Origin of the sequence: Rhodococcus sp. 2G (genome assembly GCF_001886355.1) — a bacterium.
Lineage (GTDB): Bacteria > Actinomycetota > Actinomycetes > Mycobacteriales > Mycobacteriaceae > Rhodococcus > Rhodococcus pyridinivorans.
Map to the genome: position 1 here is coordinate 3,398,406 of NZ_CP018063.1, position 15,702 is coordinate 3,414,107.

Genomic DNA, 15,702 nt, shown 5'->3' on the forward strand with positions numbered 1-15,702 from the left:
CCGGCGCGTATGCTCACCGGGCCGGCTCGTCGGTCACCTCATGACGAACGGACGGCGCCCAACAGCTTCTTCAACGGAACCGTCTCGTCCGCGAACAATTCTCGGGACGGGCGGTACCCGCGCGCGAGCGCCGACCGCAATGCGACGAAGTCGGCGGGCGCATTGACGCACTCGGCGGCGAGCAATTGGTCGTCCTCGAAGTAGAGCGTGACGCGGCGACGCGGTTTGCTCGGATCGGTACGGACCACCACCTCCGTGTGCCCATCGATCCTCCCGGCGATCTGGATCTTCCACGATCCCTGGTCGGACCAGAACCACGGCACCGGCCGGACGGGCACCTCCCGTCCGAGCAGCGTGGCGGCCGCCGTGTCGGCCTGCGTGCCCGCGCTGTCGACGGATTCCAGACGCACCCGCGCTCCCCCGCCCGTCTCCTGCACGGTGCAGTCACCGATGGCGAGGATGTGCCCGTCCGAGGTCGCACAACGTTCGTCCACCACGATGCCACGGTCACAGGCGAGTCCGAGCTGCTCGGCGAGTTCGGTGCGTGGCTCCGCACCGATACCCACGAGCACTGTCGCTGCGGCGATCTCGCGGCCGTCGTCGAGACGGACCGCACGTACCCGGTCGCCGTCGAGTGTGATCGCGACGGGTTTCGCATCGAGGATGACGTCCACACCCATCTCGCGGTGCGCCGCGAGCAGGAACTCGGCCGTTCCTGCTCCGACCGCACGGCCCATCAACTGCCGGCCCGCCTCCACGACCGTGACAGCGACATCCAGTCCCCGGAGTGTGGCGGCGACCTCGAGACCGACGAAACCACCTCCGATGACCACCACCGGCCCGGCGGCAACACGGTCCGCCAGCCGCTGCGCATGGTCGAGTTCACGCAGCACCAGGACATCCGGATGATCGGAACCCGGAATGTCCGATCGCCGCGCCCGAGCGCCGGTGGCGAGCACGAGTCGATCGAACGTGCGCGTCTCGACGGACCCATCGGATCGCTGGAGATGCAGTGCGACACCGTCGCCGTCACGCTCGACCCGCTGTACCGTCGCCCCCAGGAGCATTTCGATCTCGTTGTCCGAGTAATGTTCCGCGGCACGCAGCACCAGCTGGTCCGGCGTCACCTCCCCCTTCAGCCACGCCTTCGACAGCGGCGGCCTGTGGTAGGGCGGGTGCGTCTCGTCGCCGATCAACGTCAGGGGCCCGGTGTAACCGCCGAGCCTGAGCCGATCGGCCAGTTGCACCGCCGCGTGCGAGGCGCCGACGACCACCACACTGCGTGGCAGTCCGTCGGCGCCTTCCCCGTGTCCGGTCATCTCACGCCTGCTCATCCGGAATCGTCACGTGCAGATCGACACCCTCGCTGAGAATCAGCTGGCACGACAGCCGCGACGAGTCCTCGCGATCGCTGGCGGTGCAGTCCAGCATGTCGTCCTCGTCTTCCGAAGGAGCATCGAAATGCTGTTGGTCCTCCACAGCGAGGTAGACATGGCAGGTCGCGCACGAGAGCGACCCACCGCACTGCCCCACGATTCCGGCCACACCGTTACGGACGGCAGTCGACATCACGGAATCGCCGGCCACACCGTCGATCACGCGTTCAGTTCCGTCGGGCTGGACATAGAAGACTTTGGGCATGTCGAATCCCTACCAGGTGACCGGAAGAACGGTGATGGGCTGTGTGAGGTTGTCGTCGTCCACCACAGCCTCACCCGCGAGCCTGAGATCCGGCAATCTCTTGAACAGTTCGCTGATCGCGACCTGCATCTCCATTCGTGCCAGTGGCGCTCCGAGGCAGTGATGCAAACCGTAACTCAGCGTGAGATGCGGATTGTCCTTCCGGCGCACGTCGAAGGTACCGGGGTCTGCGACCGCCACCGCGTCGTGATTGACCGAAGCGGGATCCACGAGCACCGCTTCGCCCTCGGCGATGACCTGGCCGTCGATCTCCACGTCCTCGGTGGCCACGAACGGAACCAGCCCACCGCCTCCCGCTACCGTGTCGTAGATAGCCATCCGGCCGTTGCGAAGGATCTCCTCGACTGCGGTAGGTGCCACGGCGTCGACATCCTCGAGAAGAACCGCCAACTGGTCGGGGTTCTTCAGGAGCGACAGGACCCCGGAACAGATGAAGTTCGCCGTGTTGTCGAATCCTGCCACGATCAGGATCATCGCGATGGGCAGGATCTCGCCGTCGGTGAGCGAATCGTCCTTGTCCGGCGCGTTGGCCAGATCGCTGAGGAGATCCTCCCGGGGATTCTTGCGCCGGTCATCGATCAGCGCGGTCAGATACATGAAGAGCTCGGTCATGTTCTGCACGACCTCGTCCTCGGGCATGTTCGCCACCGCGAGCGTGGCGGCACTCCACTTCTGGAACTTCGGTCGGTCCTCCGGCGGAACGCCCAGCAGGTTGGACAGCATCTGGATCGGCAACGCAACGGCGTAGTCGTTCACCAGATTCGCCGAGTTACCCTTGGCCACCATGGCGTCGATGAGCTCGTTCGCGAACTCGACCGCCGATTCCCGCATGGCGCGCACACGCTTCGGGGAGATCGACTTCTGTACGAGCTTGCGGAGCTTGGTGTGGTGCGGCGGATCCTCGAACTGGATCGTGGACTTCAGGAAGTCCGGGAACTCCACGAAGTAGGGCACGGCCCGCTCGCCGGTCCGGAAGGGCTTCCGGACGAAGCGAGGATCGCTGAGCATGTCGCGGGCTGCGGCGTTCCGGTGGATGACCCAGACGTCGCCGCCGATCGGCATCGTCATCTTGGTCATGGGCCGCTCGGCCGAGATGGCGACGTAGCGCTGGACGGCGTCCTGCGGGGGGACGGCCGCGAACGGGTAGGAGGTGTCGACCACCTGATCGGTGGGAGTCGTGGAGGTTTCCGTTGAGCTCACTGTAATTCTCCTGGTGCTGAACCGATGTCGGGATATTCCGCTCAGGACGAGACGGGATCCTCGAGGGGGGCGACGATCTGCGGCACAGCGTCGGCGGTGATCGCCATGATGTCCTCGATCCGCTCGGCGACCGTGTCGACCGTCAGATCGGGGTCGTGGATGCCTACCGTGTTGACCAGGGCGAGACGATTGACGATGCCGCCGGCGACGTTGAACACCTCACCGGTGACGGTGCAGTCCGGATGGACCAGGTACGCAGCGACCGGAGCGACGTGCTCGGGACGCAACTGCGTGCGCATGTACTCCATCACTTCGGGCGAGAGAGTGTCCGCAGACGCCTCGGCCATCCGGGTACCCGCACCGGGCGCGATGGCGTTGACCTTCACTCCCGATGCCAGCCCTTCCACCGCCAGGTTGCGGGTCAGGCCGAACAGCGCGCCCTTCGATCCGCCGTAGTGCGCCATGTCGGGATTACCGAGCATTGCCTGGGAAATGGTGTTGACCACGCGGCCGGCCGGTGACTTCAGCAGGTGCGGCCATGCCGCACGGCACAGCCGGAGCGCACCGAAGTAGTGCACGTCGAGATGTCGCTGGTACTCCTCGTACGGAACCTCGTCGAACGGCGCCGTGCGCACGATGCCCGCGTTGTTGATGACGGCGTCGAGTCGGCCGAATTCCGCCAGGGCGATGTCGACGAGGGCGTGGGCGCCCTCCTCCGTCGCGACGTCGGCGGCACACGCGACGGCACGTCCACCCGCCGCGGTGATCGCCGCGACGACCTCCGCTGCCGGGTCGTCTCCGTCGATCCCGGAGCCGTCGATCGTGGCACCGAGATCACCGACGACCACGGCGGCACCACGCGCGGCCAGCAGTTCGGCGTGAGCGCGGCCGATTCCACGACCTGCTCCGGTGATGACGACCACGCGGTCGTTGAAATCCAATGTCATGACTTGTCCTCGAATATGGTGGGAAGTGATCGGGGTCAGGGACGGGTTTCGCCGCCGCTCACGGAAACGTCTGCAACCCAGATGGTTCCCAGTGCTTCTCGTGCGGACTTCTCGAAGTCGAAAACCTCGACACCGACGGTCATGTAGAGCGTGGTGCGGTCGGGACCACCGAGCAGGCACGCAGAAGCGACGCCGTTCTCGAGCGGGACCGGAACGGCGTCCGTCATGCCGTCCTCGGTGAAGCGGGCCACGTAACCGCTGCCGGGCATCGCCGCCCACACGCCGCCTTCGGCGTCGAGCCCGATCCCGTCGGGAAGGAACGGGCAGGCGGCGAACGGACGAGGATTGGACAGTGAGCCGTCGGCCGCACGATCGATGACCGTCAGCCTCTGCGCCGTCACCTCGGCAGTGAAGACCTTCGTTCCGTCCGCGCTGATGGTAATACCGTTGGCGCACAACAGGGGGCCGACCTCATCAGCCGTGTGTGCGGTGCCGTCGGGTTCGACGACGATGATCGGGGACGCCACCGGTTCGGCACCGGCGAAGAGGTCGAATCCGAGTTGGGTGACGTACGCGCGGCCCTCCGCATCGACGACCATGTCGTTAATGGGGGCCGGCGCGAGTGCGGAGACATCGGCGAGTACCTCGAGGTCGTCGGGTCCCTTCCCGCCGTGGACGAGGACGAGCTTCTCACGCATGGAGGTGACGATCAGCCGGCCGTCCGGGAGCCATCCGAAACCGCCGAGGTGGATCGGCACGTCGGTCCCTGCACGACGGCCCGAAGCGTCCACGACGACCGTCGCGTTGCCGTCAGCGTCGAGGGTTTTCAGTGTCGAGGTGTACATGTCGGTGAACCACAGGGCGCCGTCGTGCCAGCGCGGGCACTCGGGCCACGAGAACCCGCTCGCGATCTTGCGGGGTTCGACGATGCGCGCCTTCGCCTCTGCGACAGCGGCGGCGGTGTCGGCAACTACGTTGGTCATGTCGTGCCTTCCAGTGAGGGACCGGGCGCAAGGTGTCCACGGTGGTTCTGCCAACGTGACGAGAACGACCCACAGGGCCGTGAACTACGTCACAACTGCGTTCATGAGGGACCCTAGGTCCCGGAAAACCGCCTGTACGGGGTGCATCCCGCTGAGCGGTCAGCTTCCTTCCGGGTGCGTCCGGAGCACACTCTTCATCTGCCTGGCGACGAGATTCGTCGTCCACCGAGGCACGAGACGGGCGAGTCGATCGAGGACGTTCGCGTCCTGGCCGATGACCACGCGGAAGCTACCCTTCTCCATCCCGGAGACGATCAGCTCCGCCGTCCGCTCGGGCGTCGTCGCACGCACCTTACGACCACCCGCGTCGACCATCTTCACGCCCGAGTTGCCGCTGAGATTCGTACTGATGTTGCCCGGGAAAACCGTCGTGACCACCACACCGGTATCAGAGAGTTCCTGGTACAGGCCCTCGCTGAACTGTTTGACCGCCCCCTTGGAGGCGCTGTAAACCGTCTGTCCGGCGAACGGGACGAGACCGGACAGGCTGGCGATGTTCACCAGCGAGGCCTCCGGTCGCTGCCGGAGCTCGGGCACGAACGCCAGGCACATGTTGACGACACCCCAGAGATTGACCTGCAGAACACGTTCGATCTCGCTCCGTTCGAGCTCGAGAACCGGGACGAACCGATGGATGACGCCGGCAATGTTGACGAGTCCGTCGATCCGTCCGTGTTCGGCGAGGACGGCTGCGGGCAACGCATCCACCGCCACCCGATCCGTGACGTCCACGACGTGCAGCGAGACCTGTGCGCCCCGGTCACCGGCGAGCACCTGCGTTTCGCGCAACCACTCCCCTTTCAGATCGACGAGCGCGACCCTGGCTCCCCGCTCGAGCAACGTCAACGCTGTCTGTCGTCCGATACCGTTGCCGGCTCCCGTGACGACGACGACCTTCCCCTCCAACCGCATGCGACGCCTTTCCCTGTCCGGTGGCGCACCCCGCGACACCACCCATTACTTCGTCTACCGGCCAGTCGTCCTCGGATGCTCGGAGCCGTTGTGCTGCACGGACCCCAGGTAGGCATGTTCGATCCGGCCGGGATCCGCCGCGAGAGTCGCTGCTGCCTCCGACAGCACCACCGACCCGTGCACCAGTACGGCGGCACGGTCGGCGACGTCGAGCGCAAGGCGCACGTGCTGTTCGACGAGAAGCACAGACATCTCCCGATCCTGCACCAACCTCCTTAGCACCGAAAGGATCTCGTCGACGATCACGGGTGCGAGGCCCATACTCAGTTCGTCGATCAACAGAACCTTGGGTTGCTGGAGAATCGCCCGGGCGATGGCCAGCATTTGCTGCTCGCCACCCGACAGGCGACCCGCGGCCACACGGAGCCGCTTTTTCAACGCGGGAAAGTACTCGAGCATCTCGTCGACGGCGCCGGAACGGCGACGGCGATCGTGTACTGCGAGCCGGACATTGTCGGTCGTGCTCAGTTCCCGGAAGAGTGCCCGGTCGTCGGGGACGAGCACCATTCCCGAACGCACGGCGTCACGTGGCCGGCCCTGAACCACATCGAGTCGGTCCACGACCACGTCGCCGCTGAACCGGGATATCAACCCGGCGAGGGAGAGCAACAACGTGGTCTTGCCGGCCCCGTTCGGTCCGAGCAGGCAGGTGATCGTCCCCTTCTCCACTCGCAGGTCGACGTCCCGGACACAGGGACGCTGCGGCAGGTAACCCGTCGAGAGATTCCGAATCGTCAGTCCGCTCACGAGAGCGCCTCCTGGGGATCATGGGTCGGTGCGGCTGCCGACTCGGGAATCGCGTCGTGCCCGGGAGCCGCCGGATCCGGGGTGAGGCCGAGATACGCGCTGATCACAGCTTCGTCGGCTCGAACTTCCTCCGGTGTACCGCACGCAATCACCTGCCCCAGATCCAGGACGACGACGCGGTCGCAGATCGTGAGGACGAGTTCCATATCGTGATCGACGAGCAGGATCGACGTACCGGCGTCGCGAGCGGCGCGAAGCCGGTCACCGAGCCAGCGGCTCTCGGAGCTGTCGAGGCCTGCGGCCGGTTCGTCGAGCAATGCCACTTTCGGCGACGAAACCAGCACGCGCGCCACCGACACCAACTGGCGCCTGCCCTGGGACAGGGTCGACACCTCCGCATCCGCGACGTCCCCGAGACCCACCGTGTCGAGGACCGTGCGCACCCGATCCGAGACCGCTACCGCGGAGGACTCGTGTCCCCTCGCCGCACCTACGGTCACGTTCTCGGCGACCGACAGGTCGTCGTACAGTTCGACATCCTGGAAACTGCGGCCGAGTCCTCTCCGGCTGAGACGGTAGGGCCGCAGGTCGCTGACGTCCTCTCCGTCCAGGACGATGGCACCGGTCGCCGGAGCGAATCCGGTGACGGCGTCGATGACGGTGGTCTTTCCCGCACCGTTCGGGCCGATGAGCCCGACGATCTCTCCGGCGCGGACATCGAAGGAAACCCCGGACACCGCGTGCACCGCGCCATATTTCACATCGAGGTTCTGCACCGACAGGAGCGGGCGACCCGTCTTCGACGTCGGCCCCTGCGCAGCCACCCGTTCGACTTCGCGGGTGTCCGCTGTTCCGTCGAGGGACGTCTTCCGTCTCGACGGCCAGGGGATCCGTGGCAGCTTCCCGGCGATACCGTCCGGATTGACCATGATCGTGACGATGAGCAGAATTCCGCTGATCACGGCGTAGTAGTCACCGATGTGCAGGAATCGGTCGACGAGCAGGAACAACAGTCCGCCCGGCGCTATGATCCCGGCCAGCACTGCACCCGTGATCGACGTGATGCCGGCGATGTACATGATCGCGAACAGAGTGATTCCGAGGAATACGGTGAACGGTTCCGGGGTCGCCAGCGTCTGTTGATACGCCATGAGCGATCCGGCGAGTCCGGCAAGAAAGGCGCCGATGGCGAATGCCGCCAACTTCGTTCGGGGGACGTCGATTCCGGATGCCGCGGCGGATCGCTCGTTCGCTCGGACCGCGAGCATGTCGGTCCCCAGGCGACTGCGTCGCAGCCACGCCACCCCGAGCGCCGCTGCGACGAGCACCGCGAGACACATCAGGGCGAAGGCGAGTCGTGGATAGCCCTCCCCCGCACCGATCCCCAGATCGATTCCGAACAACCGCGGGCTGTCGACGGGGGCTCCCGCGACACCGCCGTTGAGTTGCGGGTTCCGGAACCAGAATGCTTCCAGGAAGACCGCCAGCGCCAGCGTGACCACCGTGAGGGGCAGACCGCGCACTCGGAGAGCCGGCAGCCCGATCACGATGCCGATCACCATTGCGAACAGCGCACCGATCAGCGGCGCGAACGGGAACGGGATCCCGAGATGCGTGTTGAGGACACTGATCGAGTAGGCACCCACTCCCGCGAGCGTGAGTTGCGCCAGCGACACCTGCCCCGTATAGCCGGTGACCACCACCTGGGACAGTGCGATCACGGCGAAGATGATGCTGCTGATGATCGCGGCGCGATAACTGCCTCCGGTGACGAGCAGCGCTACGACGGCGATCGCGACGGCCACCAGCGCGGGAGCGAGGATCCGCTCGGGACGAGGCGCGTGACCGAGTCTTTGGCGGACGATACTGCCGCGATCGGGCAGTGGCCGTCCTTTGAAGACGAGGAAGACGAGGATCAGCAACAGCGGGATGGCCTCCGCCGCACCTGCTCGCGGGAACCGATCGAAGGTCGACTGCAGGTTCGTGGTCTCCGCTTGCAGCGCCCCGATCACGATTCCCGCAACCACGGTCAGCCAGATCGACCGGAAGTTCCCGACGAGGGTCGCCGCGAGGGCGGGAACGATGAACATCGAGTACGCAACAGGATTCAGGGCCACGATCGGCGCTATGAGGATGCCACCGAGGCCGGCCACCACGGACGAGAGCGCCCAGTTGCTGAACGCGATCCGATCCGGTGAAAGACCCGTCAGGTAGGCACCCTTCTCCGACTCGGCCGCCGCCTCCGTCGCGATTCCGAAGCGACTGAACCGGAACACCAGTGTGGCCACCAGAGCTATCGCGATGATCGTGGCAGCCAACCAGATCCGATCGGTCGGCGCCTGCCGGGCGCCGATGGCGATGCTGTCGAGAGCGAAGATGGGTTCCACAGCTACGATCTCGGTTCCCACACGCAGGGCGATCAATGCCTGCAGCACGATCATCAGACCGATGGACGCCACGGCCTTGGCGATCACCGGTGCGTCACGAAGCGGCCGGAAGATCAGTGCATAGAAGACCAGGCCGAGCAGCGCCGCAATCGCGAGCGACAGGGCCATCGCCGGGGCGACCCCGAGCGGTCCACCGAGGTCGACCGTTCGGGGCAGCCCCGGGATCGGGACCATCAGCTCACCCGTACGCAACAACGCGTAGGTGTAGGCGGTATAGAGGGCCACGGCACCGGTGGCGAAGTTGACGACGCCGGAACTCTTGAACGTCATCACGAGTGCCAGCCCGACGGCTGCGTACACGGCTCCGTTGCCGAGACCCAGTACGAGATAGGCGAGATGGTCGGTCATGTCGTGTCCTTGTAGGATTCAGCCGGTCCGTCAGCCCGTGACCGTGAGATCGACGGGAACACCCTGATCGTCGATCTCACCGATCAGCATCTGCGACGAGCAGATCGACGGCATCATCGGGAATGCGGTTCCGTTGCAGGTGAAGGTGATTCCACCGCCTGCAGGCATCTCGACGTTCTCACTGGTCCGAAGTGCCTCACGGATGGATGCCGCGTCGACCTCACCGGTGATGCCGTCGGTTGCGCCGGCAAGAGCCATCACCGTCTGGTAGCCGGTCGAGCCGTATCCCGTGGGGGAAAGATCGGGGGCGTACTCCGCGAGAATCGACCGGAACAACACGGTGTCCGGCCGATCCGACAGCGCGTCGGTCGCGGTGATGCCGATATTGCCCTTAACGTTGTCGATGCCGATGGCCTTGACCACGTTCTCGTCCAGACAGGTGGGGATCAGCACCTTCTTCACGGTCGGCGCTGTCGTTTGCACCGCTTTCAGCACCGAAGTGCAGGTGGCGGCATCACCGATGAAGCTGACGCCTTCGGGGTTGTTCGCCAGCCCCGAGGTGACGACAGGGGTCGGATCCGGGATGCCCAGAGCGACCGGAACCACGTCGAGTCGAACTCCGAAGCCTTCGAAGATCGGCTTGCCCATCTGGTCGATCATCGCCGCGATTCCGCCGCCGTCACTGGCGAACATGGTGAACGACGACATGCCTTCTCGCTGCGCCGCCGTCGCGGCTGCTGTGAGGGTTCCGGGCAGACCGGCGGAGAGCGATGCGACATCGGGCGACGTCAGCTCGATCGGCGCGACCCCGTTGAGCGTGACGTACGGGATGCCGGCCCCGATGACGATCGGAACGATCGCGGGCCCCATGGATGTGCCGGGCGACAGCACGGCTGCCACCTTCTGCTCGACGAACTGATTCGCACAGGCTGTCGCCGAGGTGGGTTCCTCCTGTTGCTTGCAGGCGACGAGTTCGACGGGACGGCCCGCGAGTCCGCCACCGTTGTTGTTCAGGTACTCGACCGCAGCCTCGGCCCCCTCACGCATCTCCGGCAGTGATACCGCTGCACCGCCCTCCGTCGAGACGAACCCGATCTTCACCGGCTCGCCGCTCGCCGGGTCGCTCGGCAAGGCGGAGGTGGACGAAACTGCCGCCGCTGCATCATCTTGCGTTTCGTCACTTGCACATGCTGCGGTGCCGAACATTCCGGCGAGCATCAATGCGCTCACTCCCGCAACCGTCCGGAACTGTCGATTCCGACCGCTCGAATTCATAACGCGGACTCCTTCAAACGATGGTGAGGTCCGACCGGGCGAGATGCCGGACACATATTTCCCACCAAGTGATCTGAATCACCCTCAACGTGGGCGCTGAATTATGTGTGTACGCCCGGGACCGATGGACGGTGACCTCCCGTTCAACGGGATGCCGCTCCGAGCGAACGTGAACTCGGCCGAAGTGCGGACTCGACCTTTGCCGGACACGCCTCGGGCCGCATGGGCGGCCACCGCGACCGGCACCGTTGCGGTCGTGCTGCAACGCATCGGCGTAGGCAACCTGTTCCGACGGTCCGCTCAGCGGGAACTCGGGGTTCATTTCTCCGAGTCCGGGCGTCATCCTCCACGTCGGCGCCGTTCGGGCCGAGATCCGGAGCCGTGGAACGTATACGAGACCTCGCGATCAAGCCACTGCGAATCGTAGGAGCACTCTGCCCGGGCGTGAACCACCGCGGGTTCACGTGCCGGATGACATAGGAAAACGATGAATCGACAGCGAAGACGACGACTACCGAGGCCCTCGCGACTCTCGAACTGGAGGCTGGTACACAAACTCGCTGTTCTGCTCCTGATACCCCTGCTCGCCGCTGCCGCACTCGGCGCGTTACGTGCCGGAGCGAAGCTCGACGAAGCCCGACGCTTCGACGCGCTGTCGGAACAGATCGCAGCGATCCCTGCTCTCTTCGACTTCTCCTATGTCGTCATCGCTGCCTCCACCTCGATCAGTCTCGGATTACCCACCATCGCCGATCAGGAGCAGATCGTCGAGTCGACCCGGAACCTCGAACTCCATGCGGATCCGGAAGTCCTCGGAGCTGCGATTGCCGGGAGCATCGCGCGACTCGTCGACGACGGACGCGCACTCCACGAATCCGCACTCGGTCGCAGTGTCTCCACAAAAGAACTCGAGCGCCTCACGGTCGATTTTTTGACCCGATGCGAAGGGGTGTATCGCGCGGTGCTCGACCTCGCCGAGAACACCGAGGTGCTGACCGCCGGAACCGACATGCTCAATGCATGGACCGCTCAACGGACGCTCCTCGACCAGACGAACGCGCTGGGGCTTCTCGCCGCCAACCCGGAGGCCGCACTCATCACTGCTCAGAGCGCCATGCATGTCGAGGAATCGACCCTGGGACTTCTTCGAGGAACTTCTCTCGACAACGGACGAATCGACGAGTTGTTCGAGAACCTGTCCCTCAGGCAGAGGCAGCTCGCCGGGATGGTGTCCGATGGGAATCCCGAGACGGAACTCGAGGGGACGATGCTGGCGGCATTCACTCCTTACAAGGAGATGAACAACCGTGCAGTCGAGCAGATCACGTCGACGCTGGACCGGCTGACGTCGAACTCCCGCGCGGTAGCCATCAGGGACGCGGCTGTCGTCGCCGCCATCCTCACGATCGCGCTCGTCGTCGCTCTTGCCGTGGCCCGTGCCCTGTCCGTGCCACTCAGACGATTGCGCGACGGCACTCTCGCGTCCGCACACCACGAACTCCCCGCTGCCATCGAAGCGGTCAAGAACGGCGCCGACGTCGACACCGTGCGGCTCCATCCGATCGACGTGCATACGAGCGAGGAAATCGGCGAGGTTGCTCGGGCCGTCGATTCGATGAACTCCGAAGCGCTACGCCTGGCCGGCGAGCAAGCACATCTTCGGCGTCAGGTGGCGATCATGTTCGAGACATTGGCTCGAAGGAACAGAACACTTGTAGACCAGCAACTGTCATTGATCGAGTCCTTGGAATACCAGGAAAAGGACCCCGCGAGGTTGCAGAGCCTGTTCTCGCTCGACCATCTCGCGGCACGAATTCGCCGGACCGGTGACTCCCTGCTCGTACTTTCCGACTCGCGCCCGCAGACTCGTGCGGCACCCACTCCCCTCGGCGACATCCTTCGCGGCGCCGTCTCCCAGGTCGAGGACTACCAGCGTGTCCGCATCGGCAGGACACCGAGCGGCTATCTCGTCGGTGCCGCGGTCACCGACGTGGTTCATCTGCTCACCGAACTCGTCGACAACGCACTACGCGCATCGGAAGCCCCGTCATCGGTGAACTTCGAGTTCTCGGCCGCCGTCGGTGGGGGCCTTCTGCTCGAGATCGCGGATTCCGGTGTCGGGATACCGCCGGACGCACTCAGCGAGATCAACGCTCGCCTCACTGCTGGTGGCGATGCCGACGTGTCCGCTCCTCGTCGAATGGGCCTGTACGTCGTGGGGCGCCTCGCTGCACGCAACGGTATGAGCGTGCGACTACGGCCCACCTTCGATTTCGATTCGAACGCCGGTATCACTGCGTCCGTGTATTTCCCTCCGGAACTTCTCGTCGAAGTGGAACACGATACTCCCACGCGGATGACGGAACGTCCCCGTCGACTGCACCTGCCCGACGGATGGGCACGACATCTCGACGAGTCGGAGACCCTTCGGTAGAGCATTCCCATCGGACACAGGTGAACAGAAGAGATCGAGACTCAGCCGCCACATACAAGCGACGATTCGGATTCCATCCGTTGGTGGCGTTCGTCGACAACGGACGCGACGGAACCGGTGAGCCCGTCGCAGCGTTGCTCTGCCCCGGCAATGCCGGATCGAATACCGCATCGGGTCACATCGAGATCACCGGTAAAACATTGGCACAGTTACTGTTCGCCACCGGATACAGACCCGGCACAAGACTGTTGATTCGTACCGACGGCGCCGGGGCAAGCCGCGAATCTTTGAACTACCTGCACACGCAACGGGTGTCGTACTCCATCGGATTCGGTCTCACCGACACCGACGGTCTCCGGTTGACGGCGTTTGTCACCAACAGCATTCGGGGTCAGGTTCAGGATCTCGAACTGCGGCATCGTCGCCGGGCCCGGTGTGAAGACCGCATCCGGGTCGCGCAGGACACCGGCCTGTCGAACCTGCCGCTGCACGGATTCGATCAGAATCGGATGCCGAGGGAGGCGGGTGTCGTCGTCATCCGCGCTCGACATGGCTATCCGGAACCGACATCCGGAGCCAGGCGGAATCGTGCATGCCGATCATGGAGTTCAGTTCACCTCATAGGCTTTCGGCGACGAGATCCGTGCTGCCGGACTCATGCCATCCTCCGAGAAGAACCTCATCCCTGCCTGAGACTCATCACCCACAGTGGATACCGAGTAGTAGGGCAGGTCAATCTGTCACCCGATCGTGCAGTACTCTCGACCGTGCCTGGCCGACCAGATCTTCAGCGGTGTGCGCGGCGACGTCTCTCGTCCAAGGTGTCAGCCTGTCCGAGACGATCAAGTCGCGCGTCTCCACGCCGGGACCGCGCTGCCGGCTCGACCGCATCGACATCGTCGACGTCGGCCGTGATTCCGGTCAACGCTAGAACCACCATCGCAAGATCACGCGCGGTCACCTCCTCAGCCGGCGAACCGACTGATTTACGTCGAGTGGAACGAACCATGACACCTCCTGACAGAAAACCGATCCGGGCACAGAATCAGCAGCCACATACGGACAGAACTCACCGCCCCCACGCACCGACACAGGCGGACGCAGTGACCCGACATCATCGGTCGGCACAGGAACACGTCCTGTAATGTCGTTCAGATTCGAGAATGCCGCCAGATCACAACGCCGGTGATCCCCTATCCGTCAGGAAAACTGACGAACCCGGTTGAATTATGGGGACACTCGAAGTCCGAGAGCTGTCACGGCAACACTCTCGAGTATGCACATGGGGAACCACCCGTGCCTCATTCGTGCTCACATATGTGATCCGCCGTCGATGCGGACTTCGGTTCCGGTAATGAAATACGCGTCGGGAGAGCCGAGCATCGCCACGACAGAGGCCACCGAATCCGGGCCGGCGAAGATTGCGCCGTCCGCTAACGGCACAGCCGGTGAAATTTTGGTGAAGAGATTGAAGTCCGCGTCTGCAGGCAGCCCGGGCCCTGCACTCTGCCCGGCTTCACCGCTGCCATCGGTCATACCCGACGAGATCGAACCCGGCTGTACCGCATTGAAGCGAATGCCCTGTTTGCTGAATTCCATAGCCAGAGCGTGGGTCATCGCCTGGATGCCACCCTTGGACGCGGCATAGGCAGACATGTACGGATGGGCGAACATCGCAGACGTCGAGCTGAAGTTGACCACGGCTGGACCTGTCCCCTTCTTCAACGCTGCGATCGACTCCCGTGTGACCAGGAAGGTTCCCGCGAGATTGATCCGAAGAATCTGCTCGAACTCGGCAAGTGTCGTCTGCTCGAAATGAGACGAACGCAGCACACCGGCTGCGTTGACCAGGGTGTCGAGGCCACCGAGGCGCTCTATCGCTTCAGCGACACCGCTACGGACCGATTCCTCATCTCCGACATCCAGCACGATGGTACTCAGCCGACGTCCGAAATCGGAAGCCTTAGCCGTAGTGTCCCGCAAGCCCTCTTCGCTGATATCGGCTGCAACGACGGTTCCACCCTCACCGAGGATGCGCAACACGCTTGCCTGACCGATACCAGAGCCTCCGCCGGTGATCAGGACGCGCCGACCGTCGTAACGCTGAAGATGCGCCATTCGAATGAACCCCATTCTCGAAGTACCGCTTTGACGCCACGCTCAGCGCCTAGCCTCAAGGATGACGTCCGCGGTCCCGAGTCGGACCCGGACCTCCCGCTCAGCGGATGCTTGTTTCTCCTCCAAGTCCCCGACCATCCGGATCGCTCTCCGCTGAACCGAGGTCGCGGTCCGCACCTGTACTGGTTCGGTGGAGGACTGGCGCGCTTACGTTTCTAAGGAAAACCTGTCGCGTCCAACGCTACTCGTCGCCACCGGAGTTGGTGCCGGCGCAGACCACCGTCGCCCGGTGCTCGGATCAGAGGTCATCGACATCGTCGCCGCCTCCCCGATCACCATCACCCGACACCGCCTGGCACCGGACGGAGTGGCGGTCGGAACACACTTGCATGAACAGCACTGGCCACGACGGACCCGATCCCGCCTCCGAACACCAGCGAAGCCACCCGTCTCTATCGGCGGTTGCGCGG

11 protein-coding genes and 1 pseudogene are annotated in these 15,702 nt (G+C 64.5%); 2 read left to right on the forward strand and 10 right to left on the reverse strand.

Annotated features, from left to right (window positions below; translation table 11 throughout):
* Positions 1-38: 38 nt before the first annotated feature.
* The 9 genes from BO226_RS16025 to BO226_RS16065 all read right to left on the reverse strand — a co-directional run bounded on the left by BO226_RS16025 (position 39) and on the right by BO226_RS16065 (position 10,680).
* The gene (locus tag BO226_RS16025) at positions 39-1,319 is read right to left on the reverse strand and encodes an NAD(P)/FAD-dependent oxidoreductase (protein ID WP_071935656.1); all 1,281 of its coding nucleotides are present in this window, start codon (positions 1,317-1,319) and stop codon (positions 39-41) included.
* A 1-nt stretch (position 1,320) separates the two neighbouring features.
* A complete protein-coding gene (locus BO226_RS16030) occupies positions 1,321-1,641 on the reverse strand; it encodes a 2Fe-2S iron-sulfur cluster-binding protein (RefSeq protein WP_071935657.1) in 321 nt (106 codons plus the stop codon).
* A 9-nt stretch (positions 1,642-1,650) separates the two neighbouring features.
* Positions 1,651-2,901 carry a cytochrome P450 gene (locus BO226_RS16035; protein ID WP_071935658.1) on the reverse strand — a complete coding sequence of 417 codons (1,251 nt, stop codon included), beginning with the start codon at positions 2,899-2,901 and terminating at the stop codon, positions 1,651-1,653.
* Between the two features lie 41 nt (positions 2,902-2,942).
* Positions 2,943-3,848 (reverse strand): SDR family NAD(P)-dependent oxidoreductase, encoded by a 906-nt coding sequence (locus BO226_RS16040; RefSeq protein WP_071935659.1) that lies wholly within the window; start codon positions 3,846-3,848, stop codon positions 2,943-2,945.
* 35 nt (positions 3,849-3,883) lie between these two features.
* Positions 3,884-4,831 (reverse strand): SMP-30/gluconolactonase/LRE family protein, encoded by a 948-nt coding sequence (locus tag BO226_RS16045; RefSeq protein WP_071935660.1) that lies wholly within the window; start codon positions 4,829-4,831, stop codon positions 3,884-3,886.
* Between the two features lie 159 nt (positions 4,832-4,990).
* Complete coding sequence (locus tag BO226_RS16050) at positions 4,991-5,803, reverse strand: SDR family NAD(P)-dependent oxidoreductase (protein ID WP_071935661.1); 813 nt, start codon at positions 5,801-5,803, stop codon at positions 4,991-4,993.
* Positions 5,804-5,857: 54 nt separating this feature from the next.
* Positions 5,858-6,610: an ABC transporter ATP-binding protein gene (locus BO226_RS16055; protein ID WP_071935662.1), complete on the reverse strand. Its 753-nt coding sequence runs from the start codon at positions 6,608-6,610 to the stop codon at positions 5,858-5,860.
* Complete coding sequence (locus BO226_RS16060; RefSeq protein WP_071935663.1) at positions 6,607-9,405, reverse strand: branched-chain amino acid ABC transporter permease/ATP-binding protein; 2,799 nt, start codon at positions 9,403-9,405, stop codon at positions 6,607-6,609. Before BO226_RS16060 ends, BO226_RS16055 begins: the two co-directional genes overlap by 4 nt.
* A gap of 30 nt (positions 9,406-9,435) precedes the next feature.
* A complete protein-coding gene (locus tag BO226_RS16065; RefSeq protein WP_071935664.1) occupies positions 9,436-10,680 on the reverse strand; it encodes an ABC transporter substrate-binding protein in 1,245 nt (414 codons plus the stop codon).
* A gap of 487 nt (positions 10,681-11,167) precedes the next feature.
* Between BO226_RS16065 and BO226_RS16070 the strand changes: the two genes are divergently transcribed.
* Together BO226_RS16070 and BO226_RS27100 are read left to right on the forward strand one after the other, a co-directional pair.
* Positions 11,168-13,114, forward strand: a complete 1,947-nt coding sequence (locus tag BO226_RS16070) for a sensor histidine kinase (RefSeq protein WP_071935665.1) — start codon at positions 11,168-11,170, stop codon at positions 13,112-13,114.
* 41 nt (positions 13,115-13,155) lie between these two features.
* Positions 13,156-13,626 (forward strand): annotated as a pseudogene (locus BO226_RS27100) (transposase); the annotation flags it as partial.
* 799 nt (positions 13,627-14,425) lie between these two features.
* Here BO226_RS27100 and BO226_RS16080 read toward each other — a convergent pair.
* Positions 14,426-15,232, reverse strand: coding sequence for an SDR family NAD(P)-dependent oxidoreductase (locus BO226_RS16080; RefSeq protein ID WP_071935666.1), 807 nt, complete (start codon positions 15,230-15,232; stop codon positions 14,426-14,428).
* Positions 15,233-15,702 lie beyond the last annotated feature (470 nt).

Excerpts from the sequence above, each read along its gene's own strand:
- BO226_RS16045 (WP_071935660.1), bottom strand. The coding sequence starts at position 4,831 with ATGACCAACGTAGTTGCCGACACCGCCGCCGCTGTCGCAGAGGCGAAG.
- BO226_RS16080 (WP_071935666.1), bottom strand. The coding sequence starts at position 15,232 with ATGGCGCATCTTCAGCGTTACGACGGTCGGCGCGTCCTGATCACCGGC.
- BO226_RS16040 (WP_071935659.1), bottom strand. The coding sequence starts at position 3,848 with ATGACATTGGATTTCAACGACCGCGTGGTCGTCATCACCGGAGCAGGT.
- BO226_RS16060 (WP_071935663.1), bottom strand. The coding sequence starts at position 9,405 with ATGACCGACCATCTCGCCTATCTCGTACTGGGTCTCGGCAACGGAGCC.
- BO226_RS16050 (WP_071935661.1), bottom strand. The coding sequence starts at position 5,803 with ATGCGGTTGGAGGGGAAGGTCGTCGTCGTCACGGGAGCCGGCAACGGT.
- BO226_RS16065 (WP_071935664.1), bottom strand. The coding sequence starts at position 10,680 with ATGAATTCGAGCGGTCGGAATCGACAGTTCCGGACGGTTGCGGGAGTG.
- BO226_RS16025 (WP_071935656.1), bottom strand. The coding sequence starts at position 1,319 with ATGACCGGACACGGGGAAGGCGCCGACGGACTGCCACGCAGTGTGGTG.
- BO226_RS16070 (WP_071935665.1), top strand. The coding sequence starts at position 11,168 with ATGAATCGACAGCGAAGACGACGACTACCGAGGCCCTCGCGACTCTCG.
- BO226_RS16030 (WP_071935657.1), bottom strand. The coding sequence starts at position 1,641 with ATGCCCAAAGTCTTCTATGTCCAGCCCGACGGAACTGAACGCGTGATC.